This window comes from Halalkaliarchaeum sp. AArc-GB (assembly GCF_031432225.1).
Classification (GTDB): Archaea; Halobacteriota; Halobacteria; order Halobacteriales; family Haloferacaceae; genus Halalkaliarchaeum.
On sequence record NZ_JAVKGM010000027.1, the window covers coordinates 1 to 21496 of the forward strand.

Below are 21496 nucleotides of genomic sequence, written 5' to 3' on the forward strand. Positions count from 1 at the left end.
TTATACGTAAAATACTGCCTTAATTCGGGCCCTTGGCTCTTTTAGTAGTCGGCGGGAGTGCGATCAGTCGAGGCGATCCAGGGAGCCATAGAGCTCTTCGTTCTGAATGTGGGTACAGAACTGTGCACAGAGGCGACAGCAGTCGGCGGCATCGGTGAACGTCCGAACGCTGGCGTCCCAGCGGGCGTGGACGGCTCCAAGCATTGCACTTCGAACCGACGGTTCGGTCGCGATGATCTCACGGCCGCAGTCGACGTCGAGTCCCACAATTTCTACTATCACCCCGACGAGCTGGTCGATGTCGGACTGGTCGACAAGCGACAGCGGCGGACCGCCGATAGCTACGGTTTCTACACGTACTATCGCCCGACAGCGATGGGGCGCGGCATCCTCGAGCACGGCGTCGAGGAGCTGATGCGCCGCGAACGAGAGTTCGACGACGCGTATTCGTGACTCACCGCCGCAGGTTCTCGATCCGCTTTTCGGTGGGCGGATGCGTCGAGAAGATCCGCTGGAGGGTGCTCCGGTCGGCGTTGAAGATACACAGCGCGTTGACGCCGCTGTCGTCGATCCGGGACTCCCGGCCCTCGGCGCTGCAGGAGATTTTCTCGAGGGCGCGGGCGAGCGGATCCCCCGAGCCGATGTACCGCCGGGCGGTGTCGTCGGCGACGTACTCGCGGTACCGCGAGATCGCCATCACGAAGATCATCACCAGGAAGTTCGCCAGGATGGAGGCGATCCAGGCGACGACGAAACTCCCCGGGTTGTCCTCGCCCAGCACCTGGACGAAGAAGAACACCGCGTAGCCGACGATCGTCGCGATCGACTGGCCGAGGGTCATCATCACGGTGTCGCGGTTCTTGAGGTGCGCGAGCTCGTGGGCGATCACCCCTTCGAGCTCGTCGTCTTCGAGCACCTGCATGAGTTCGGTCGAGACGACGACGATACCGGCCCCCTTGCGGCCGGTCGCGAAGGCGTTCGGGACGCCCATCTCGGCGACCATCAGCCGGGGCTTTTCCATGTTCATATCCCGGCACAGCGACTCGGTCATCTGGTGGACGTTCCGGAACTGGGGATGGTCCTCCGGCATGTCCTCGGCGCCGGCACTCCTGATCGCCAGCCACTTGCCGAGTTTGTACTGGCCGGCTGGAAGCAGCACGATGCTGAGGAGGACGACCAGCAGCAGATCGACCCCGAAAAACAGGTGGAAGAACCACGCCGCGGCCAGGTACAGGCCGAACAGGACGCTTCCGACGACTGCCATCCGGAGTTGCAGTCCAGTCTGGTTCATGTAGCTCTGTGTTGGGACTCGAGACGGTAAAAATTGGTTGACTCGGGCCGGGCTGTCGGGGTACGTGGCCACCTCCTGTCACCTGTCGACGGATTCGAGTTCGATCGACCGGTCCTCGCGTGCTTCCACGTCTAGGATCCGTTCGAGTTGCTCCTCGAACTCCGCTTTTGAGAGTTCATGGACTGTGGCGTCCAAACACTATTGCGTCGTTCCCTCCAACTCGGACTATGACGAACACCAACCGTGAGTGGATTCTCGCCGAGCGGCCGGTCGGCGAGCCCGATACAGCGTGTTTTGACTTACAGGAAACCGACGTCCCCACACACGGGCCAGGGGAACTGCTCGTCCGGACGCGATATCTCTCGGTCGATCCTTACATGCGCGGCCGAATGCGCGATTCGAAATCCTATGCGGAGCCGTGGGACGTGGGTGACACACTTCGAGGCGGGATTGTCGGCGAGGTTGTCGAAAGTGAGAGTGACGAGTACCACGAGGGTGATCTCGTTACCGGAGAAGGGACGTGGGGAGATTACTCCGTTCTCGATACGGACGAGGTTGTCCCTGTCGATCCCTCGGTCGCGGACCCCGAAGCGTATCTCGGTGTCCTCGGGATGCCGGGTCGGACGGCGTACTTCGGCTTGCTGGAGGTTGGCGAACCCAAGCCCGGCGACACGGTCGTCGTTTCCGGTGCGGCCGGTGCGGTCGGATCAGTCGTTGGCCAGATCGCGAAACGAAACGGGTGTCACGTGGTTGGATTCGCAGGTAGCGACGAGAAGACCGCATGGCTCACTGACGATCTCGGGTTCGATACTGCAATAAACTACAAAACGACTGACGACTACCGTGCTGCGCTCGAGGACGCCGCACCCGGCGGCGTGGACGTGTATTTCGACAACGTTGGCGGCCCGATCACGGATGCGGTTTTCACGAAACTCAATCTTGACGCTCGCGTCGCCGTCTGCGGGCAGATCGCCCATTACAACGACGAGAAGCTACCGACAGGCCCGCGGAAGCTTCCACAACTGATCGCCCCGCGAGCGAAGGTTCAAGGGCTGCTCGTGAGTGATTTTTCCACCCGGTTCGCCGAGGCGAGCGAACGGCTCTCCCGGTGGGTGGCAAGCGGGGAACTTGACCACCGGGAGACGATTGTCGAAGGGTTAGAGAACGCCCCCGATGCTTTTCTTGGCCTGTTCGAGGGCGACAACATCGGTAAACAAGTGGTGCAAGTCTCGTCTCCAGCGGGAGACGATCCTCGCTAGGAGTACACCTCTTCTGCAGGTCCTTTTAAAACCGGCCCGGTCGGCTGGAACTCTCATCGAATTCGCTTAACAAGTACCATTACAAGTGTCGCGGACGCCCCGTCAATTATGAGTGATGAGCGCCGGATGACCACGGACCGATTCTACGGCGGTGTCACGAACCGCCTCGAGAACCTTCGGTCGATGCTCGAGTACGTCCGGGCTCACCACCCGCCCCGTGAACAACTCGTTGACTGGGTACTCTCAAATACTCCTGCAGGAAGTTCTGACGCCGTCGACCACCACCTGGCGTTTCTGGCGTCGATCGAACTGATCGACCTCACCGACGGGGAGTGTACACTAGCCGAGTACGGGGAGCAGTGGCTGCAAACCCGGGAACCAGAAACGCTATACAAGGCACTTTCGGAGGGTGTGAAAGGCTTCGAGACGATCCTTACTGCTCTCAGTGAGGGGTCGATGACTGACGAGGAACTCATGACGTTGCTGACCAGCACGTTCGACGAAGCCGAAATGTCTACGCCCGGGCCAGCAATCCGACATCGGGAGTGGTTGCAAGTACTGGGCTACCTCACACGTGAAGACGGGGTCAACCGAATCACGGACACAGGCGAAGCGCTCGTGGCTGAAAAGGGGGAGCACAGCGATCCTCCTCCGTCAATGTGGACGCCACCGGACGGTGTGTCAGTGGGGGATACACTCACACAGGACGAAATCGAAGCAGCGTTCGAGACAGGGTTTGGCTACCGCATTACTGGCATCAATCCACGTCGAGACGATCACGACCACCGCTACGTCCTCGTGTTTGCCAGGGAGGATGGTCCCTATGATGATTCCGTGCGAGACGGCCAATTTGAGTATATTGGTGAAGGGCTTTCCGGCGATCAAAGCGAAACGTCACCCGGAAATTCGACGCTCATCGACGCGACCTCATCGGATATTCCGGTGCATTTCTTCTACCAGAATACGACTGAAGACGGCTGGGAGTACCAGGGACTCGTTGACGTCTGCGACTACGAGTTCAAGGAACGAGATGGTCGCGAGGTTCTCGTTTTTACGATGGAACACCAGGATGTAGCCGGAACTGATCGAACAGACTCCGGAGATCACACTCTCACGGCTGAACAGGAAATCCTCGAAGAGGTACTGGCGGAGGAATCGGACACACATTCGAGCGAGGAGTCGTATACTGAGGTGCGACAGCGGGTTCGAGATACTGTATTCCGGCGGCTCGTGCGACAAATCTACGACGGAACCTGTGCGATTTGCGGGCAGCGTCGCGAGACGCCCGACGGTATCCCCGAGGTGGAAGCCGCCCACATACGTCCGAAGGAAGACGGTGGTCCGGATACGGTCGAGAATGGACTTGCCCTTTGTAAGCTCCATCACTGGGCGTTCGACAACGGGTGGCTCGCTGTTAGCGATGACTACGAAATCCTCGTGAAGGAGGCCCCGGACCGCGACGGCTATTACGAATTCAAGCAACTCGAAGGGAAGCGGCTGGAGTTGCCTGACAACGACGCGGTACTGCCTGCATCGAAGTATTTGAAGCAGCACCGGGAGCTACAGGACTTCTGATAGGGATTCTCGCAGGGTCATAGATCCGAAAGAGGGAACCGAAAGCTGTGACCGTGTCGAAGATTACGAACCACCCGGTTGGCTACGATAACCCCTCCGAATGTATTTGGGTGTAGTAATGAGCGTGTCATAGAACACTTCGCAGCGTCTGTCTATCCGACTCTTGTCAAGATTCCCGTGCAAGATTGAGCGCGCGTATTCAGCACGCTTCCCGCCTGGTTGGTCGTGAGTTACTCAGTTGCTCGTAACACCATAGCACCGTGAAAATGTCACCAATTCACGAGAATGGGCACCCAAAATCTCCTATGGTACGCGAAATACAATTCCGTAACATTTCGACATTTCTCAACGACATCAACTATCCCCTCGCCCAGTCTGCTGCAGCAGAAGAGTTCTCAGATGTCACGTTGGTGTTGTCCGACGGCAAGGCAAATCTCGGCAAACTGATTTCAGAGACCCCCAACGAGACGTTCGAATCGGCTAGAGATATTGAGACGGCCCTCCACAACGTGCTTCCACGCCGGGCTGTCGGTGAACCCTATCAATCGGAAGGAGACGCATAAAACGATACTCGCTGGCGATCCTACTACCAGTAACACACGTCTCTGCTGAATCTATCCTCTGTATCTTGCACTGTCTTCTCTAACCATTTCTATTTCCACACTTTGCCACTCCGGTGCAACGCGATAAATCGGCTGTGAACGTTTCTATGACACGCTATGTGGTAATCGCTGCAATCTCGGCGGAGATCTTTTCTCGATGACCGATCCGGACTCTTCTCCCTGGCGATGGTCACACCGGGTGGATCCCCGGCCCGCCACACCCTGAAAAGGGTCGAAGGTGAATCTCCGTCTGTTAGGGGGGAGAGGTGCTCACTCGCCGGACCCGCCCGCCTCGGCGTCCGGCTTCACCGGATCGTCGATCTCCTCTTGCGCGGCGTCGACCGCAACCGGCTCGACACCCTTGCGTCGGGCGTCCAGCTCCGAGAGCCCGTACACGAGCCCGACGAGCAGGAGCACGCCGACGGGCACCAGAACGAACGGCGTGATCCCGGTAAAGCCCCACACGAGCAGCAGGGCGATCGCGACGAGACCCACCGTGACCGCGTAGTACAGTTGCGTCCGAACGTGATCGATGAGGTCGGCGCCGGTAAAGGTCGAGGACAGCACCGACGTATCGGAGATCGGCGAGGTGTGGTCGCCGAAGATCGCCCCCGAGAAGATCGTTCCCACGACCGCCGCGACCATCGTGTGATCGCCCGTGAGGGTCCAGGCGACCGGGATCACGATCGGCGTCAAAATTGCCATCGTTCCCCACGAGGTGCCCGTCGAGAAGGCGATGACGGCCGCGAGCACCAACACCAGCGCCGGCAGGATCCCCGCCACCAGATACGCGTCGGCGAAGCCGGCGACGTATTCGCCGGTCTCCAGCGCCGAGACCACCTCGCCGATCCCCCACGCGAGCACGAGGATCGACACGGCAGTCAGCATGATCCCGAACCCTTCGATCGTCGTGTCTGTCGCCTCTCTGAAGCCGAAGATGTCGTAGACCTTGCCCAGCACGAACCCGGAGACGATCATCGCGAACGAGCCGTAAATCAACGCCGCCGCGTAGTCGGCGTCGATGATCATGTCCATCAGGGCCGCCCCCGGTTCGTAGCCCGTCCACAGCGCGGTGCCGAGCGTGACGACGACGAGGACGATCACGGGGACGAAGAAGTTCACCAGCCTGGGGTTGTCCCCGTGGGGCTCCCCGAGTTCGGCCTCGACGTCCTGCATCGGTCGGGCGTCCTCGCGGTACACCTTCCCGGTCGACCACGAGCGGTGTTCCGCATCGAGCATCTCCCCGTAGTCCCGACGGGTACCGACGACGATCGCGACCATCGCGATCGCCAGCAGCGCGTACATGTTGTACGGGATCGAGTTGAGGAACACCTCGAAGGCGGAGGGATGCTCCGTCAGCCCGAGGTCGTCGTACGCGTCGGCGATCAGCCCGAGCTGAAACGCCACCCACGAGGAGATCGCCAGCGTCGCAACCGGCGCCGCCGTCGAGTCGACGATGTACGACAGTTTCTCCCGGGAGACGCGGAGCTGGTCGGAGACGTCCTTCATCGAGCTGCCGACGATGGCGGTGTTGGCGTAGTCGTCGAAGAACATCACGAGCCCCAGCACCCAGGCGGCCATTCCGGCCTTCCGCTGGGTGTCGAGCCGCTCGAGCGCCCAGTCCCGGACGGCATACGAGCCACCGAGGTTCCAGTTGACCTCCTCCTCCGCGTGAACGCGGAGGAATCCCACCATGGGATTTCAGGCCGAGCGAAGCGGCCTGTCAGTTTCAAGACGCATCCGTTCCAAGTGTCATCTGCTGGAGTTCAGCACTCTGCTTGGCTGTCTTGTGGCCCGGTCAAAGAGGCCCCATCCTCAGCCGAGTCATCGCCAGTCATGTCTTCTCTGGACTGGCTCTCTCCACTGAGGTAGCGGTAAATAATGTTCATCGCCCCGTTTATATCGGCTTGATACTCACCGACCCAGCAGCCGTCGTTCGAGCATTTGAACGTCGCCTGTCGTGGACGGTAGCCGTGTTCACCGCAGGCATGACACGCCTTCGACGTGTTCCGGGGATTCACCGTCTCGACGGGAATCCCCTTCTCGGCGGCTTTGTAGCGAATCTGTGCGTGCAGTTTGGCAAACCCCCATCCGTGCAACCGTCGATTCATGTACTCGCCGTAGTCCATGTTCTCGCGGATGTACGTCAGGTCTTCCAGCACCAGCACTGGGTTCTCGACAGACTCGGCGTACTCCACGACCTCGCGGGTTACACGGTGGAACACATCGTCAATCTGGTCCCACAGCGAGTCGCCGTAGGACTCCGCGATTCGCTCACTGCCGCGCTGCTGAAGCCGTCGCTTGGCAGTGAAGTAGGTTTTGCGGAGCCGACGAACGGCCTTGCCGTCGTCGGCCCACAGTCGGGGGCGAACAGGAGAACCGCTCTCGTCGCGGTGACACACCGTGACGAGACTCGCTTCTCCAATGTCCACGCCTATCGGCGTCCTGTCGAGCCCCGCGAGACAGGGCTCGCCAGACTCGTCTGGCGGCGTCCGCTTGTCAGCGGACGCCTCAGATTGGTCCTCGACCTCGCGGGTAGCAGTGACGTGAAGATACCACGTTCCGTCCCGTTCAAACAGGCGACTTTCACCCATCTCGGCGTCATCTGCGTACACCGCTTCGAGCCACTCCCGCTGGTCGGGATTGGCGCGTGCCGGTATCCAGAGGTGGTAATCCTCGTGGTGCGGGATTTTGACGTACCACTCGATAGCGTTCTGTGGCTGATGGTCAAGTTGCAGTCCCTCGTTGGTGAACCGCACTGGATGGTCGTCGTGAAGCTCGTCAGCATCGTAGCTGTTGTGGAGTTGTGGGACGTACTTCTTGAGGGCGTTTTTTGCGTAGCCGCTCAGGTCGTACTCAACAACCACGTCGTTGGCCGCTGACTGTGTATCACAGCCAACGGCGAAGGCGGCTTGAAGTGCCTGCCGGTAAGCGTCTCGCGTTTCACGAAGCTTCTGCCGCTTGTGGACGTTCGGGTCCACAAGCTTCAGTTCGAGCGTTTTCGTGAGTTCGATCACGATTCGCCCTCCTTGTGCTGTTGGATGTAGTTTTCGACAGTGTCGCTGGAGACGTGCCCAGCTGTGCCGGCGTAGTAGCCGCGCCCCCACTGGATTTTCTCGTCGTCGTGGTCGGCGTGGCGGTGATTATATTTCCGTGAGGAAATACCCTTGAACCAGTTGGCGAGCAGTGATGGGCTGTGTTTGGGCGGGCTACTGACGAACAGGTGAACGTGGTCGGGCTGAACCGTCAGGTTGTGAATGTCCAAGCCTTTCTCGTCGGCAATTTCGTGGAGAATGGATTCCACACGGTCGGCAACTTCTCCGGTCAGTACCGCGTTGCGGTACTTTGGGAGCCACACTATGTGGTAGTTAAGGTTATAGGTTGCGTGCCGTGTGGTCTTCATCCGTACTACACACTATGGTCATATGATGGCAAATATCTTGCGGAAACGGTGAGAAATCCAGCCCTGCAATAGAACGGTGGACTGTCACACTATGCTGTCCGCTCGACCCCCGCCTGTTCGCTCCTCGGTTCCGACAGAGCGTCGGAACACTCGTCACTCACGGGAAGGCGGGGGTATGCGCTCGTATCTCTATCATCGCGTGGAAGTCGTCGGCGATGGCGGCGACGATCCAGTCGAACGTCGGGAAAAAGCCGAAGCCGGCGCTCGCGACGTCGCTCATCCATCCGGCCGGATCCGCCAGTGGATTCGGCCCGCCGGCGTACAGGATCCCCCCGGACCAGATTCCGAGGAACAACGACAGCACCGCCTTCCGCGTGATGATCGCGAGCACGATCGCGAGCAGCGGTGGGATCAACGAGAGTATGCCAAACTCTGACATACATGGAGCACGACAGCGGATCTACTTAAAAATATAGTCGGAGGAGCGAATTGTGTGACGATACCACGGCGAACAGAGGTGACGCCGGGGAAACACTTTCACTCCGGTCTGGGAACTTTGATTACCCAGGCCGACAGTCACCAGACCGATGGGGGATCCGCACGGGTCGGACGGACGGGTCGAGTCGTCACAGAACGGATCGGCGCAAAACGGATTGAAGACCGACCGTCCTCCGGCAGGCGGGCGGATCATCGCGATCTGTGGGGTTCCCGGCGTCGGCAAGACGACCACCGCCGAGTGGATCACCGACAACGTCGGCGATCGACTTCTCCGGACGGACGTGATCCGAAAGGAGCTGTTCCCGGATCCGTCGTACACGGCCGAGGAGCGCAGGCGGACGTACGCCGAACTGTTCGACAGGGCGTTCGACGTGGCTTCGGCGGGTGAGGTGGCGGTGCTCGACGCCACGTTCGCCCGGCGGCACTACCGCGACTGGCTGCGCGACCGCGCCGACGGGGCGGACGTCGACGTCGAGTTCGTCGAGGTCGACTGCGCCGAGCCGGTCGTCCGCGACCGGATCGCTGCGCGCGAGGGAGCAAGCGACGCCGACTTCGAAGTGTACCTCTACTACCGGTATCGGTTCGACCCCGTCCGCGGCGAGCATCTCACCGTCGACAACTCGAACGGGCTCGCGGAGACGTACGCCCAGCTCGAACAGTACTTCGGCGGCGTCGGGGCTGCAAGCGCCGATCGATCGGCGGAGACTGATCGAGCGACGGAGTTCGAGCAACCGAGCGAAGCGGAGTGATCGGGGAAGGAATCCCTTTTGCCCCTCGCTTCCGGAGGGGGTGACGTGCAACCGTCCCGGCTGTTCGAGGAGTTTCCGGCGCCCTCCTACCGCGGCAACCAGGAGTCGGCGCTGTCGGCGATCGAGGACGCCTTCGAGGCCGGAAACGAGGTCGTGCTGGTGCGGGCGCCCACCGGCAGCGGGAAGTCGCTGCTCGCCCGGGCCATCATGGGGTGTGCCCGCCGCGCCGAGGACGCCGACCCACACCAGTCGACCGGCGCGTACTACACCACACCGCAGGTCTCACAGCTCGAGGACGTCGCCGAGGACGACCTGCTTTCGGACCTGAACGTCATCCGCGGCAAGTCCAACTACACCTGTATCCTCCAGGGGGAGCGGGACACGCCGGTCGACCGGGCCCCCTGTGCCCGCCGGCAGGGGTTCGACTGCAGCGTCAAACACCGGTGTCCCTACTACGGCGACCGGGCGATCGCCTCCGCCCGCCGGCACGCCGCCACGACGCTGGCGTACTTCATGCAGACCGCGGGCTCGGAGGTGTTTCGCAAGCGGGACGTCGTCGTCATCGACGAGGCGCACGGGCTCGCCGAGTGGGCCGAGATGTACGCAACGATCGAACTCTCGCCCGACCGCGTTCCGGTGTGGGACGGCGTCGGCGTCCCGGACGTCCACGGCGACACCCGAGAGAATGAGGACGCGCTCGATCGGACCGCCCGGTTCGCCGAGACGCTCGTGGGGGTCTGTGAGCGCGCGAAGGACGACCTGCTCTCGAAGCCGGAGCTCACCCCCGCCGAGGCCGCCCGGCGCGACCGGCTCCAGGAGTTGATCTCGGAGCTCGGCTGGTTCCTGGAGGCGTACCGCGACCCCGAGAGCACCACCACGTGGGTCGTCGATCAGCCCGACGGCGAGGGGTCGCCCATCACGATCAAGCCGCTGGATCCGGCGCGATATCTCAGACACACCGTCTGGGATCGCGGGAACCGGTTCGCGCTGCTGTCGGCGACGATCCTCTCGAAGGACGCGTTCTGTCGGAGCGTCGGGCTCGATCCCGCGACGGTCGCGCTCGTCGACGTCGAACACACGTTCCCGCTCGAGAACCGGATGCTGTACGACGTCACGCAGGGGAAGATGACCTTCGAGCACCGCGATTCGACGATCCCGAAGATCGCTCGATTGCTGGTCCGTCTCATGGCGGAACATCCCGACGAGAAGGGGATCGTCCACGCCCACTCGTATGCGATCGCCGGCCGCCTGTCGGACCGACTCGCCGAGATGGGCGTCGCCGCCCGGGTGCGAACCCACGACCGGCACGACCGCGACGACGCCCTCGAGGCGTGGAAGGCGACCGACGACCCGGACGTCTTCGTCTCCGTCAAGATGGAGGAGGCGCTGGACCTCCGGGACGACCTCGCCCGGTGGCAGGTGATCTGCAAGGCGCCGTACCTCAACACCGGCGACTCCCGGGTGGCCCGCCGGCTCGAGGAGGGGCAGTGGGCGTGGTACCACCGGGTCGCGCTGCGGACGGTGATCCAGGCGTGCGGACGGATCGTCCGGGCGCCGGACGACTACGGGGCGACGTACCTCGCCGACTCGTCGTTGCTGGACCTGTTCGACCGTGCGGAGGCCGACGTCCCCCCGTGGTTCGCCGACGCGATCGACGCGATGGAACGGCCCGATCTCCCCGAGTTCGATCCGGAAGCGGCGCTGTCGGGGGTCGACGCAGCGCCCGGAGGCTCGGGGGGTCGCCGGAGCCGCGGGTCGAACCGCTCTTCGACGGGAGGAGGGAGGCGTCACGGAACTGCCGGGAAGAGTGATAGAACGTCGACGAACAGCGACGGAACCGTCGGCGGGAGCGACAGCGGGGGGAGCGACTCCAGAAAAGACCACCCGCTCTCGGACGTCTGGGGCGAATAGCGTCCCGGCGAGGCGCCGGTGCGCCTACAGGAGGCTCACGCCCCACGCGACCATAGAGGTCACCATGAGGACGGCAAAAAACACCGCGAACCACTTTTGACGATCCATATGGGGCGGTAGGACAGTTCCTCAATAAAGTCTTTCGAGGGATGGCGCCTGCTCGTACCGGTTTCGAGGACGGATGCTCAGTCGGGATCGGACTCGTCGTGTTCGGGAAGCACGTGCAGCCCGGCCCGGCTTTTCAGTACCTCGACGGTTTCGGCGTCGTCGGGGACGTAGTCGGGTCGGGCGATCGTCCTCGCCTCGTACGTTTCGGGATCGAGCACCTGAATCGCGCGTTCGTCCTCGATCGTGACCACCGTCGTCTCCTGTGCGTCCTCGTGGACGCCCAGTTTTCGCGCGTCGGGCGCGGCACCGTCCTCGTAATCTGCTTCGTAGCGCTCGCCGGTGGTGAGCCGGACGCCTTTCAGATTCCCACGGACGCTCCGGACGAGCACGGGTCCGTCGTCGTCGACGTCGATCACGTCGCCCGGTCGATACCGCGGCAGTCGGACCGCAAACGTGACCCGGTACACCTCGTTGCCGTCGCTGTCCTCGGTGACCAGTGTGGCGTGGTCCTCGACGGTCCCGCCGAGCTCCTCGATTATCCGGGCGGAGACGCCCCGGCCGAGCTGGTTCCTCGACAGCTTGATGTCGACACCGTCGTCCGTCTCCGTTACTTCCGTGATGAACGCGTCCCGGCTGCCGGTCTCCTCCCGGGCGGCGACGTACGATTCGGCGATCTCGACGGCGCGGGCGGTCTCCTCGGTCGTCGGGATTCGGTCGTCGGCCCGGATCTGGATGACGCTGGCGTAATACCCTCCTGCGATGCGACCACACCGCGTGCAGGTACCGGAGCCGATCTTTACGGGAACGGTCACCGACTCCTGACGGAGGGTTCCGCGGACGACCCCCGAGAACTCACAGTGCATCCGGATCGTGGTGGCGTCGACCTGTTCCGGTTCGACGCCCCACTGGATGTCCCGGGCGTTCACGTGGACTCCGAGCTCCTCGGTGACGGCGTCGATCGCGACGTCGGTGTAGTCGCGGGCGCCGACGTCGACCCACTGGTTGCCCCTGTGGACGGCGCCACAGCCCGAGCAGACCTGAATTTCGATCCGGTCGGGGGCGTCGACGAGGTCGAAGTCCTCGAAGTAACAGTCGTCACATAGCTTCTCGTCCCGGTCGCGCGGCTGGCCGGGCAACGGCTCCTCGCGCACGTCGACGGCGCCGCCACACCGCGGACAGAACTCCCGGGACTCGCTCATGGAAGCCGATAGCCGATTGGCGGATAAAAGGGACTCGGAGTCCCCGAGGGCACATCGCCCGTCCGATCGACGTTCATCTCACCCGAACAGTTCGTCGAGACGAAGCGGCCTCTCGAACGGCTCGACCGCAAACTCGATGTCGGTCTCCCGGATCGTAACCTGGAGGCTCCCGGTTTCCTCGCGGACGTCCCACTCGTAGTCACGCTGCCGATCGTCGGTGCTCACGTTCACCGAATACGTCACATCGGTGTCCACGAGAACGCGTTCGCTCACCTCGGACCCCTCGGTATCGCGTGGCGAGACTGTATACGTTTCCGAGACGAAGGTGGCGCCGACTTCGTTCGTGATCTGGATCTCGACAGTCCGGCTAGAATCAGTCCGGTTCCGTATCCGGACAGTGCCTTCCTCGGGGAGCGCGGGGCGGATCCGGGTGTCGAGACAGCCGGCGAGCAGCATCACGCCCCCGGCCGCCCCCGACGCGAGCAATCGGCGGCGGTTCATAGCTCGATACAGTACGCGCCGAGCAAGTATAGCGGTTCGGCGGTTTCTCCCGCCCGGCGCACACCGCCAACTCACCGAACGATCGTCGAACCCCGACGGAAACGGAGATATTTAACCGCGTTCGAACCGTTCCACGACGTATGAACTGGAGTACCGACTGGGGGCTCAGGGGCCGGATGTTCTTCACGATGGCCCTGCTCGCAGTCCTGTACGTCGTCTTCATCGGCGCCCTCTCGGTGGTCTTCGAGGGGCGGATCCTGCCGATTATCCTCGTGTTCGGGCTGTTCTCGTTCGCACAGTACTTCTACAGCGACAAACTCGCGCTGTACAGCATGGGTGCTCGGACGGTCGAACCCGACGAGGCGCCCGAGCTCCACCGGATGGTGGAACGGCTCTCCCAGCAGGCCGACCTCCCCAAGCCCACGGTGGCGGTGGCTGACTCGCAGGTGCCCAACGCCTTTGCGACCGGCCGGAACCAGCGCAACGCTACCGTCTGTGTCACCCAGGGCCTGATGGGAACGCTGGATCAGGAGGAACTCGAGGGTGTCATCGCCCACGAGCTCGCGCACATCAAGAACCGCGACGTGATGGTGATGACCATTGCATCGTTCCTCTCGACGATCGCGTTCATCATCGTCCGGTGGGGATGGCTGCTCGGCGGCAACAACCGACAGGGCGGCGCACCCGTCATCGTCGCGATCGCGGTATCGCTGCTGGTGTGGGTCGTCTCGTTTTTCCTCATCAGGGCGCTCTCGCGGTACCGCGAGTACGTCGCCGACCGCGGCGCGGCGGCGATCACCGGAAAACCGGGTGCGCTCGCCTCGGCACTTTTGGCCATCAACGGTCGGATGGATCGAGTGCCGAAGGAGGACCTCCGCGATCAGGCGGAGATGAACGCCTTCTTCATCATCCCGATCCGGTCGGGCTTCATCGGCAAGATCGCGTCGACGCACCCGCCGACCGACGAGCGGGTCGAACGGCTCCGGACGCTGGAACGCGAGATGGAGACCGCCTGATCGGCGGGAGATCCGAATATGGGATTCTTCGACACGATTCGAGCGGTGCTGGGAACGAGCGCCGAGACCGACGCCTCCCGCGACGCGGATCCGGAGGACCTGTTCGGCATGTCGACCGCCTATCTCACGATGGAGGCGGACCTGGGGTACGACAACGCCGGGGAGGCGGCGCTGTGTTTCTCGGGCGTCGACTCCACCGCCTTCGAGGACGCCGTCGGGGAGGTGGAGGCGATCCTGGAGGCCGGCGAGATCGAGACCGGCACCGGCTTTCACCGGTACACCGACGACCACGGCTACGAATGGTTCGTGCTCGAGGACGACGACCCCGAAGACCTGGTGACGAGCATCCACTTCGCGGCCGACGAGTTCATCGAACAGGGGTTCGGCTCGCGGCTGCTGGCGGCGGTGTTCGGCTTCCGGAAGGGCGACACGCGGGCCTACTGGATCTACTCGTTCCGCCGGGGATCCTACTACCCGTTCGTGCCGGACGGCGGCCACGAACGCGACCAACGGACGGAGTTCAAGCTCCAGTCGGTGCTCGACGGCGAACTCGCCGTCGAGTCCGACGAGTCGTACTGGTATCCCCTCTGGCCCGACACGCCGGGGGGACACCCCTGGGATTGATCACGGGGACGGATCGGATGGCTCGTCCAGCAGCGTCGACAGTTCGTTCACAGACTCGAGGACGGCGTCGGCGCCGGCATCGGCGAACTTCCCGCGTCCCGTCTCGCCGGAGAGGCCGCCGGTGAGCACGCCGATCCCGTAGTACACCCGGTCGGGATCGGACGCGTCGGCGTTCCGGGCAGTTTTCACGTCGTCGAGGGTGTCGCCGACGAACGCGACCCGATCGGCATCGAACCGCTCGGCGAGAGTCACCAGCGCCTTCGGGTGGGGCTTGCCCTCCTCCCAGTCGTCCATCGTGAAGACGCGTTCCGCCGGGAGATCCAACCCCGCCCGGTCGAGCGCGATTTCGGCTTCCGCGGCCGGTCTCCCGGTCACCACCCCGACGTCGAACTCGTCGGTTAGCCATTTGAGCGTGTCCGATTCGACGACGACCGGTTCGTCGTGGATGTAGCCCGGCGCGTCGAACGGGGGATCGCCGCCTTCGAGTTCGCGATACAGGTCGGCGCCCAGATACAGGGCCTGGAAGACTTCCTTGAGTCGATCGCGGTCCCACTTGTCGCGGACCCGCGCCTGCGGGACGTTCGGCATCTCGGCGACGATCGTCTGTGCCGCCTCGAGACCGCCTCCACGCTGGTGGATCTCGTCGGTGAACCGCTCGACGTCCCAGCGGAGCCCCTCGCGGAACGCCAGCACGTACAGCGCGAGTGCGTCCGTGAGCTCCCAGTCGTTGTTGAACCCGCCGGCGTCCTTGAACGACTGGACGGCCTCCCGAGGGATCGTCCGCCCGTGGACCCGGTCGACGGTCTCGACGATGGCCCGCCTGTAGGAGTCGGCGACGTCGACGAGGACCCCGTCGACGTCGAGCACGACCGCGTCGACCTGCATACCTCCGTGGGGGTCGCCGGGGAAAAAAAGCGTATCGGAGCCGGCTACTGTTGGACGACGTACACCACGCCCCCCTCGAGGTGATCGCGGTCGACCGGAATCACCGGTGCTTCGAACCCGAGCGTCGTAAACGAGAGGTCGGCGCCGACGCGTCGGGCCAGCTGTCGGCTCGGACGCTGGAGTTCGGCCGGCAGGTTTCGGGCGTAGACGGCGTCGACATCGTATTCGGGAGGGAGCTGCCGCCGATCGGCGAGGGAGACGACGTCGGCGTGAACCACCGTCACGCCCGTCGGGGTCTCGGCTCGGGTCTCGGCCACGACCTCCGGGTCGACGTCGACCGCGACGACTCGGCAGCCGGCGTCCGCGAGGGCGGCGGCGACTCCCGGACGGCGGCCGACGCCGACCTCGAGCAGGCTGTCGTAGCCGGCGAGCCGATCGGCGAGTTCGCGGTCGGGTGGGACTGTCACGGCGCAACACTTACGAACGGCCGAACCAAAGCGCTTGCCATGCGTTTCGACATCGTGCCCATCGGGGAACTCCCCGCCCAGGTGAAACGCGAGGCCTCCGCCGCGTTGCGGTCGGTGTACGACTGCGAGGTGACGGTCCACGACGAGCAGTCGGTTCCCGAGGGCGCGTTCGACCAGTCCCGGAGCCAGTACCGGGCCGAAGAGTTCATCGAGCTCGTCGGCCGGGTCGGAGCCGGCGAAAAGAACATCGGAATCACCGCCCGGGACCTCTACTACCGGCGCCGGAACTACGTGTTCGGGCTGGCGTATCTCAACGGCAACGGCTCCGTGATCTCTACGTATCGGCTCCAGACCTCCTCGGACGGCGGCATCTCCTCGAAACCTCACTCGGAGGTGTTCGCCGATCGCGTCCGCAAGGAGGTCGTCCACGAGATCGGCCACACGCTCGGGCTGGAACACTGCGACAACAACAAGTGCGTGATGTCGTTTTCGCCGACGGTCCGGGAAGTCGACGTCAAAGAGGAGAACCTCTGCGGAAGCTGCTCGCGGACGATCCGGTAGGTCTAGCCGGCGGCTCCTAGAGCGCTTCCTTGTACGCCTCTAGCGTTTTCTCGACGTCCTCGTCGGTGTGGGCGTAGCTAGTGAACTGACACTCGAACTGGTTTGCAGTGAGGAACACGCCCTGTTCGCGCATCTCCTGCCAGAAGACCCGCTCCCAGCGGTCGGTCTGTGCGCTCGCGACGTCGCTGCCGTTCTTCGGACACGTTCCGTATCGCGGACAGGACGATCGCTGTCGACAGCCGTTCGAACAGCTGTTCTCGAAGGACTCGGGTGCCTCGCGGGTAAACACCGTCTTGAACATCGAGCCGGTTCCGACGACGGTGTATTCGGGGGCCTGGTCCTCGCAGATCTCCGTGATCCCCTTCCGGAGCTTCTCTCCCAGCCGGTTTACGTGGTCGTAAACGTCGTTTTCGGCGGCGAACGTCAGCGACTCGTAGCCGGCGGCCATCGTCACCGGATGCCCGGAGAACGTCCCCGACTGGAACACCTCCCCTGCGGGGGTGAACGACTCGATGATCTCGGCTTTTCCGCCGATGGCGCCGACGGGGAAGCCGCCGCCGACGATCTTCCCGAAGGTGGTGACGTCTGGGGTGACGCCGAACTCGCCCTGGGCGCACTGGAGCCCGCCGACACGGAAGCCGGTGATCACCTCGTCGAAAATCAAAAGCGACCCGTGGTCGTCACACAGCTCCCGAAGCGTCTCGTGGTAGCCCTCCTCGGGCATCACGATCCCGGTGTTGCCGAGGATCGGCTCGGTGAGCACGGCGGCGATGTCGTCGCCGTACTCCTCGAACACCTCGTGGGCCGCCTCCTCGTCGTTGAACGGGATCGGCAATGTGTGGCGAGCGAACTCCTCGGGAACCCCCGGCGTCGACGGCCGGGCGTCGCCGGCGCTACCCTCCACGAGGGTGGTCTCCTGGGCGCCGTGGTAGCCGCCCTGCATGAGGACGATCTTGTCGCGCCCGGTGTACCCCCGTGCCAGTCGGACCGCCGACACGGTCGCCTCGGTGCCGGAGTTGACAAAGCGGATCGACTCGACGCTCGGGACGTGGCGGGCGACGAACTCCGCGAGCTCGATCTCGATCTCGGTGGGTGCGCCGTACATCGGCCCGGCGCTGGCGTGTGACTGGATCGCCGACTGGACCGGATCCGGGAGATCGTGGCCGTACAGGAGCGGGCCGTAGCCCATCACGTAGTCGATCAGCCGGTTGCCGTCGGCGTCGATCACGTGGCCGCCGTCGCCCCGCTCGATGAACAGGGGATACGGCATCGTCGCACGCACCGAGGAGTTGACGCCGCCGGGCATCACCGACAGCGCACGATCGTACAGTTCGCGTGAGCGGTCGTCTCGCATACTGGGCCGTTCACTCTCGGCCCGAAAGAAGATACTGGATTCCGGCAGCTTGCTCGGCTCCGGGCCTTATTCCGGCTTGAGCCCCTCGTTTTGGACCCGCATCACGGCCTCCCCGTCCGCCAGGTTCGGCGCGTCGACGAGCCGGACGATCCGCTTGTCTCCCTTCGATTTGCGGAGATAGATTCGGAACGTGGAGGTGTGGCCGAGGATGTTGCCGCCGATCGGTTGCGTCGGGTCGCCGAAGTAGGAGTCGGGGTTGGAGGCGACCTGGTTCGTCACCAAAATCGCGGTGTTGTAGAGGTCGCCGATCCGCATCAGGTCGTGGAGGTGTTTGTTGAGCTTCTGCTGGCGCTCGGCGAGCTCCCCCCGCCCGACGTACTCGGCCCGGAAGTGAGCGGTAAGCGAGTCGACGCTCACCAGCCGGACCGGCCAGTCGGACTCCTCGTGTTCTTGCGCGAGCTCTTTCGCCTTCTGGGAGAGCAGGATCTGGTGGTTGGAGTTGAACGCCTTCGCGACGTGGATCCGGTCGAGGAACGCCTCTGTGAGCTGTTCGAGGGCGTCGTCGTCGTCCGGGGTGCCGTCGATCTCGCGCCGCTCGAGTTCGACCTCGAGAATCTCGTCGTCGAGCCCGCGAACCATGTCGTCGATGCGTTCGGGACGGAACGTGTCCTCCGAGTCGATGAAGATCGCCGCGCCGTCGAGCCCGCCGTACTCTCGCGGGAGCTGGACGTTGACGGACATCTGGTGGGTGATCTGGGACTTGCCGGAGCCGAACTCGCCGTACACCTCGGTGATCGACTGGGTCTCGATCCCGCCGCCGAGCAGGTCGTCGACCTCCTCGATCTGCCAGGAGAGCTTGCCGATCTGTTCGCGGCGCTCGAGTACGGACGCGCCGGTCTCGAACCCGCCGACGTCGGCGGCCTCGCGGGCGCCCTGGATGATGTCCGAGGCGGTCGAGTCGCCGATGTCGGCGGTGTTGGACAGCTCGCCCGGACTGGCGACTGCGATGCTCTGGAAGCTGTCGAATCCCGCGTCGACGAGCTTGTCAGCGGTTGCCGGTCCCACGCCCGGAAGGCTCTCGAGGTCGTCTTCTGCCATCGTGTCTCCGGGTTGTTCGCACTCCGGTATAAAAGCTCGTTAACAGCGTCCCGGAAGTGAAACTCCGGATCGGTCGGCGAGAAGTCGGAGGTCGGTTCCCTCGCCGTACCACAACCGCTTTGCCGGGGGCGAATGACCACGAAAGTGAGCATGGCCACCGTCTGTCTCGTCGGCGATCCGGACGTGAACCTCCAGTACGAACTGCTCTCCCGGGAAACCTCCCGGGAGGCGCTCGCGACCTACGACATCGCCGAGCCGTTCGAGAACAGCCTCGCCGTCGAGACGGTGAGTCTGGGCGCCGCAGTCGCGTTGTGTAACGACCTGGACTGGTATCTCGTCCGGTTCGTCGAAGAGACGCTCGTTCGGGAACCCAGCATCAGCCGGGAGGAGTGGCTCTCCCGGGAGCTCGCCGGCCAGGTCAGAAACGGGGACCTTCCTCCCGAGGAGACCGACCGCCTGCTGAAGGTGTACGGCGTCGTCGACGGCGAACTCGTCGAGCCGATGTTCCTCACCCGCGTCGACGGCTCCGTCCCGGAGTACGACCTGCGCGAAGTGGACGACACCGTCGTCGTGCGCGTCTCGGAACGCGAGTTCGCCGAGTGACGGGGACGGTCACGGGACCGCCCGTCACTCGAACATCCCGGTCGACATGTACCGCTCGCCGGAGTCCCAGAACACAGTGACGACGAGGGGGTCCTCGACGTTCGCCGCCACGAGTTCCCCGGCGACCTCCCGGGCGATCAGGTTCGAGGCACCGCTGGACTGTCCGACCAGGATCCCCTCCTCCCGTGCGAGCCGACGGCATTCGGCCTCCGCGGCCTCGATGTCGACGGTGCGCACGTCGTCCAGCAGGTCGACGTCGAGGTTCGGCGAGACGAATCCGGGGCCCATCCCCTGGAAGCCGCCGTCGCCGAGCTCACCCTCCGAGAGGACTGCGTTCCCTTCCGGTTCGACGGCGACGATCTGCAGGTCGGGAAACGCCTCGCGGAGCCGACGTCCGGTGCCGCTGATCGTCCCGCCGGTGCCGACGCCGGCAACCAGCGCGTCGACGGTCCGGTCTTCCACCTGCTCGATGATCTCCGTCCCGGTCGTCTCGTAGTGCGCTCGGGGGTTGGCCTCGTTTTCGAACTGCCGGAGCTGGAGCATTCCCTCCTCTTCCAGTTCGTCTGCACGGTCCTTGGCGTCGGAGATGTCGCCCTCGACGAGTTCGATGTCGGCACCGTACGCGCGCATCAGCCGCCGGCGTTCCTTCGACTGCGAGGCCGGCATCACGAGCGTCACGTCGTACCCCTTCACGGCCCCGACCATCGCCAGCCCGATGCCGGTGTTGCCGGAGGTCGGCTCCACGAGGCTGTCGCCCGGCTCGATCTCGCCGGCTTCCTCGGCCGCCTCGATCATGTACAGGGCGGGGCGGTCCTTGGCCGACCCCGCCGGGTTTTTGGATTCGATCTTGGCTGCCACCGTCGCTCCCTCGGGTGAACTCACCCGCACCAGCGGCGAGCCGATGGTGTTCAGCACGCTCTCGTCCATGGACGCTCTACCGGACGAACACCTAAAAAGTCGCTAGTCGATGTGGCCTTCGCGGCGGAGCTGGTCGGCGTCCTCGCCGGTGTAGCGCCACTCGATGTTGGCCTTCTCGTCTTGCCAGTCCCACGGTTCGGCGACGACGACGTCGTCCACCTCGATCCACGTTCGATACTTCATCCGACCGGGAATGCGCCCGAGGCGCTCTTTCCCGTCGGCACATCGCAGCTGTACGTGGTTGCCGCCGAGGTGTTCCGTCACCACGGCGAAAACCTCATCCGAGTTGGGCATCCGGAGGTTTCGGCGCCCGCTTTCTTGAGTCACACCAGCAGTAGGGCAGCTACACGTTTAAGTGGTCCGACTGATCTGACACGATTGTTCATACCAACTGACCGAGGCAGGATCCACTACACTTGAGTAGTCGGATAGGTCGGCGAAAACCCCTTAAAAACACGGAGTTGCTAACCGCGCTATCCTGCGGCTCAAGCCGCAGGTATTCTCCTTGCCGTTATAACTACCAGCATACGCCGAGCGAAGCGAGGCGTTTCACCGATAGCGAGGGCCGGAGGCCCGAGCTATCGGCTCTTTTGGTCGAGATTTTTTGGCGGGGGTCGAGGAGCGCGAGGTTCGAGCGAATGCGAGAACCTCGGAGACGCGAACGGGGAGCGGAGCGAGGTTCGAGCAAATGCGAGAACCTCGGAGACGCGAACGGGGAGCGGAGCGAGGTTCGAGCAAATGCGAGAACCTCGGAGACGCGAACGGGGAGTGGAGCGAGGTTCGAGCAAATGCGAGAACCTCGGAGACGCGAACGGGGAGCGGAGCGACCCGTGAGCGAGCGGAGCGACCCGTGAGCGAGCGGAGCGACCCGTGA

The 21496-nt window shown here is 63.7% G+C and carries 23 protein-coding genes and 1 pseudogene; 10 read left to right on the plus strand and 14 right to left on the minus strand.

Annotated features, from left to right (window positions below):
* Nucleotides 1-63: 63 nt before the first annotated feature.
* On the minus strand, nucleotides 64-204 hold the full coding sequence (locus RH858_RS16335; RefSeq protein WP_310562458.1) for a hypothetical protein: 141 nt from the start codon (nucleotides 202-204) through the stop codon (nucleotides 64-66).
* On the opposite strand from RH858_RS16335, the gene RH858_RS16340 reads away from it, so the two are divergent.
* Nucleotides 187-453, plus strand: a complete 267-nt coding sequence (locus tag RH858_RS16340) for a hypothetical protein (RefSeq protein WP_310562459.1) — start codon at nucleotides 187-189, stop codon at nucleotides 451-453. The genes RH858_RS16335 and RH858_RS16340 overlap by 18 nt on opposite strands.
* 1 nt (nucleotide 454) lies before the next feature.
* Here the strand turns inward: RH858_RS16340 and RH858_RS16345 are convergent, their stop codons facing one another.
* Nucleotides 455-1291 carry a M48 family metalloprotease gene (locus RH858_RS16345; protein ID WP_310562460.1) on the minus strand — a complete coding sequence of 279 codons (837 nt, stop codon included), beginning with the start codon at nucleotides 1289-1291 and terminating at the stop codon, nucleotides 455-457.
* Between the two features lie 227 nt (nucleotides 1292-1518).
* Between RH858_RS16345 and RH858_RS16350 the strand changes: the two genes are divergently transcribed.
* The 3 genes from RH858_RS16350 (at nucleotide 1519) to RH858_RS16360 (ending at nucleotide 4688) form a co-directional block, all read left to right on the plus strand.
* Entirely contained in the window at nucleotides 1519-2550 is a 1032-nt protein-coding gene (locus tag RH858_RS16350; protein WP_310562461.1) for an NADP-dependent oxidoreductase, read from the plus strand.
* A 108-nt stretch (nucleotides 2551-2658) separates the two neighbouring features.
* Entirely contained in the window at nucleotides 2659-4125 is a 1467-nt protein-coding gene (locus tag RH858_RS16355) for an HNH endonuclease (RefSeq protein ID WP_310562462.1), read from the plus strand.
* Between the two features lie 305 nt (nucleotides 4126-4430).
* Nucleotides 4431-4688 (plus strand): hypothetical protein, encoded by a 258-nt coding sequence (locus RH858_RS16360; protein ID WP_310562463.1) that lies wholly within the window; start codon nucleotides 4431-4433, stop codon nucleotides 4686-4688.
* A gap of 309 nt (nucleotides 4689-4997) precedes the next feature.
* Here RH858_RS16360 and RH858_RS16365 read toward each other — a convergent pair whose 3' ends face one another.
* The 4 genes and pseudogenes from RH858_RS16365 to RH858_RS16380 all read right to left on the minus strand — a co-directional run.
* Entirely contained in the window at nucleotides 4998-6422 is a 1425-nt protein-coding gene (locus RH858_RS16365; protein ID WP_310562464.1) for a Na+/H+ antiporter NhaC family protein, read from the minus strand.
* Nucleotides 6423-6493: 71 nt separating this feature from the next.
* On the minus strand, nucleotides 6494-7744 hold the full coding sequence (locus tag RH858_RS16370; RefSeq protein WP_310562465.1) for a transposase: 1251 nt from the start codon (nucleotides 7742-7744) through the stop codon (nucleotides 6494-6496).
* Nucleotides 7741-8130, minus strand: a complete 390-nt coding sequence (gene tnpA / locus RH858_RS16375) for an IS200/IS605 family transposase (protein WP_310562466.1) — start codon at nucleotides 8128-8130, stop codon at nucleotides 7741-7743. Before tnpA ends, RH858_RS16370 begins: the two co-directional genes overlap by 4 nt.
* 190 nt (nucleotides 8131-8320) lie before the next feature.
* A pseudogene (locus RH858_RS16380) lies at nucleotides 8321-8569 on the minus strand (hypothetical protein); the annotation flags it as partial.
* A 148-nt stretch (nucleotides 8570-8717) separates the two neighbouring features.
* Between RH858_RS16380 and RH858_RS16385 the strand changes: the two are divergent.
* Together RH858_RS16385 and RH858_RS16390 are read left to right on the plus strand one after the other, a co-directional pair.
* The gene (locus RH858_RS16385) at nucleotides 8718-9377 is read left to right on the plus strand and encodes an AAA family ATPase (RefSeq protein ID WP_310562467.1); all 660 of its coding nucleotides are present in this window, start codon (nucleotides 8718-8720) and stop codon (nucleotides 9375-9377) included.
* 45 nt (nucleotides 9378-9422) lie between these two features.
* Nucleotides 9423-11288: an ATP-dependent DNA helicase gene (locus tag RH858_RS16390; RefSeq protein WP_310562468.1), complete on the plus strand. Its 1866-nt coding sequence runs from the start codon at nucleotides 9423-9425 to the stop codon at nucleotides 11286-11288.
* A gap of 185 nt (nucleotides 11289-11473) precedes the next feature.
* On the opposite strand, the gene RH858_RS16395 is transcribed toward RH858_RS16390, so the two are convergent.
* Both RH858_RS16395 and RH858_RS16400 read right to left on the minus strand, forming a co-directional pair.
* Nucleotides 11474-12595: a 60S ribosomal export protein NMD3 gene (locus tag RH858_RS16395; RefSeq protein WP_310562469.1), complete on the minus strand. Its 1122-nt coding sequence runs from the start codon at nucleotides 12593-12595 to the stop codon at nucleotides 11474-11476.
* 78 nt (nucleotides 12596-12673) lie between these two features.
* Nucleotides 12674-13096 carry a hypothetical protein gene (locus RH858_RS16400; protein WP_310562470.1) on the minus strand — a complete coding sequence of 141 codons (423 nt, stop codon included), beginning with the start codon at nucleotides 13094-13096 and terminating at the stop codon, nucleotides 12674-12676.
* A 140-nt stretch (nucleotides 13097-13236) separates the two neighbouring features.
* On the opposite strand from RH858_RS16400, the gene htpX reads away from it, so the two are divergent.
* Entirely contained in the window at nucleotides 13237-14112 is an 876-nt protein-coding gene (gene htpX / locus RH858_RS16405) for a zinc metalloprotease HtpX (RefSeq protein ID WP_310562471.1), read from the plus strand.
* A gap of 18 nt (nucleotides 14113-14130) precedes the next feature.
* A complete protein-coding gene (locus RH858_RS16410) occupies nucleotides 14131-14736 on the plus strand; it encodes a hypothetical protein (RefSeq protein ID WP_310562472.1) in 606 nt (201 codons plus the stop codon).
* Here RH858_RS16410 and RH858_RS16415 read toward each other — a convergent pair whose 3' ends face one another.
* Both RH858_RS16415 and RH858_RS16420 read right to left on the minus strand, forming a co-directional pair.
* Complete coding sequence (locus RH858_RS16415) at nucleotides 14737-15621, minus strand: TIGR01548 family HAD-type hydrolase (protein ID WP_310562473.1); 885 nt, start codon at nucleotides 15619-15621, stop codon at nucleotides 14737-14739.
* Nucleotides 15622-15665: 44 nt separating this feature from the next.
* On the minus strand, nucleotides 15666-16088 hold the full coding sequence (locus tag RH858_RS16420) for a UPF0146 family protein (RefSeq protein WP_310562474.1): 423 nt from the start codon (nucleotides 16086-16088) through the stop codon (nucleotides 15666-15668).
* A 39-nt stretch (nucleotides 16089-16127) separates the two neighbouring features.
* Between RH858_RS16420 and RH858_RS16425 the strand changes: the two genes are divergently transcribed.
* On the plus strand, nucleotides 16128-16649 hold the full coding sequence (locus RH858_RS16425) for an archaemetzincin family Zn-dependent metalloprotease (RefSeq protein WP_259534785.1): 522 nt from the start codon (nucleotides 16128-16130) through the stop codon (nucleotides 16647-16649).
* A gap of 16 nt (nucleotides 16650-16665) precedes the next feature.
* Here RH858_RS16425 and RH858_RS16430 read toward each other — a convergent pair whose 3' ends face one another.
* Together RH858_RS16430 and radA are read right to left on the minus strand one after the other, a co-directional pair.
* Complete coding sequence (locus tag RH858_RS16430; RefSeq protein WP_259534786.1) at nucleotides 16666-18003, minus strand: glutamate-1-semialdehyde 2,1-aminomutase; 1338 nt, start codon at nucleotides 18001-18003, stop codon at nucleotides 16666-16668.
* Between the two features lie 66 nt (nucleotides 18004-18069).
* Nucleotides 18070-19101 carry a DNA repair and recombination protein RadA gene (gene radA / locus RH858_RS16435; RefSeq protein WP_310562475.1) on the minus strand — a complete coding sequence of 344 codons (1032 nt, stop codon included), beginning with the start codon at nucleotides 19099-19101 and terminating at the stop codon, nucleotides 18070-18072.
* Nucleotides 19102-19251: 150 nt separating this feature from the next.
* Between radA and RH858_RS16440 the strand changes: the two genes are divergently transcribed.
* The gene (locus RH858_RS16440) at nucleotides 19252-19704 is read left to right on the plus strand and encodes a DUF5804 family protein (protein WP_259536508.1); all 453 of its coding nucleotides are present in this window, start codon (nucleotides 19252-19254) and stop codon (nucleotides 19702-19704) included.
* Between the two features lie 24 nt (nucleotides 19705-19728).
* Here RH858_RS16440 and RH858_RS16445 read toward each other — a convergent pair whose 3' ends face one another.
* The gene (locus tag RH858_RS16445; protein ID WP_259534789.1) at nucleotides 19729-20631 is read right to left on the minus strand and encodes a PLP-dependent cysteine synthase family protein; all 903 of its coding nucleotides are present in this window, start codon (nucleotides 20629-20631) and stop codon (nucleotides 19729-19731) included.
* A gap of 33 nt (nucleotides 20632-20664) precedes the next feature.
* Entirely contained in the window at nucleotides 20665-20949 is a 285-nt protein-coding gene (locus RH858_RS16450; protein ID WP_310562476.1) for a translation initiation factor eIF-1A, read from the minus strand.
* Nucleotides 20950-21496 lie beyond the last annotated feature (547 nt).

Coding starts and splice junctions, on each gene's coding strand:
- RH858_RS16335 (WP_310562458.1), bottom strand. CDS start 204: ATGCTTGGAGCCGTCCACGCCCGCTGGGACGCCAGCGTTCGGACGTTC.
- RH858_RS16345 (WP_310562460.1), bottom strand. CDS start 1,291: ATGAACCAGACTGGACTGCAACTCCGGATGGCAGTCGTCGGAAGCGTC.
- RH858_RS16350 (WP_310562461.1), top strand. CDS start 1,519: ATGACGAACACCAACCGTGAGTGGATTCTCGCCGAGCGGCCGGTCGGC.
- RH858_RS16355 (WP_310562462.1), top strand. CDS start 2,659: ATGAGTGATGAGCGCCGGATGACCACGGACCGATTCTACGGCGGTGTC.
- RH858_RS16360 (WP_310562463.1), top strand. CDS start 4,431: ATGGTACGCGAAATACAATTCCGTAACATTTCGACATTTCTCAACGAC.
- RH858_RS16365 (WP_310562464.1), bottom strand. CDS start 6,422: ATGGTGGGATTCCTCCGCGTTCACGCGGAGGAGGAGGTCAACTGGAAC.
- tnpA (WP_310562466.1), bottom strand. CDS start 8,130: ATGAAGACCACACGGCACGCAACCTATAACCTTAACTACCACATAGTG.
- RH858_RS16385 (WP_310562467.1), top strand. CDS start 8,718: ATGGGGGATCCGCACGGGTCGGACGGACGGGTCGAGTCGTCACAGAAC.
- RH858_RS16395 (WP_310562469.1), bottom strand. CDS start 12,595: ATGAGCGAGTCCCGGGAGTTCTGTCCGCGGTGTGGCGGCGCCGTCGAC.
- RH858_RS16400 (WP_310562470.1), bottom strand. CDS start 13,096: ATGAACCGCCGCCGATTGCTCGCGTCGGGGGCGGCCGGGGGCGTGATG.
- htpX (WP_310562471.1), top strand. CDS start 13,237: ATGAACTGGAGTACCGACTGGGGGCTCAGGGGCCGGATGTTCTTCACG.
- RH858_RS16410 (WP_310562472.1), top strand. CDS start 14,131: ATGGGATTCTTCGACACGATTCGAGCGGTGCTGGGAACGAGCGCCGAG.
- RH858_RS16415 (WP_310562473.1), bottom strand. CDS start 15,621: ATGCAGGTCGACGCGGTCGTGCTCGACGTCGACGGGGTCCTCGTCGAC.
- RH858_RS16425 (WP_259534785.1), top strand. CDS start 16,128: ATGCGTTTCGACATCGTGCCCATCGGGGAACTCCCCGCCCAGGTGAAA.
- RH858_RS16430 (WP_259534786.1), bottom strand. CDS start 18,003: ATGCGAGACGACCGCTCACGCGAACTGTACGATCGTGCGCTGTCGGTG.
- radA (WP_310562475.1), bottom strand. CDS start 19,101: ATGGCAGAAGACGACCTCGAGAGCCTTCCGGGCGTGGGACCGGCAACC.
- RH858_RS16440 (WP_259536508.1), top strand. CDS start 19,252: ATGGCCACCGTCTGTCTCGTCGGCGATCCGGACGTGAACCTCCAGTAC.
- RH858_RS16445 (WP_259534789.1), bottom strand. CDS start 20,631: ATGGACGAGAGCGTGCTGAACACCATCGGCTCGCCGCTGGTGCGGGTG.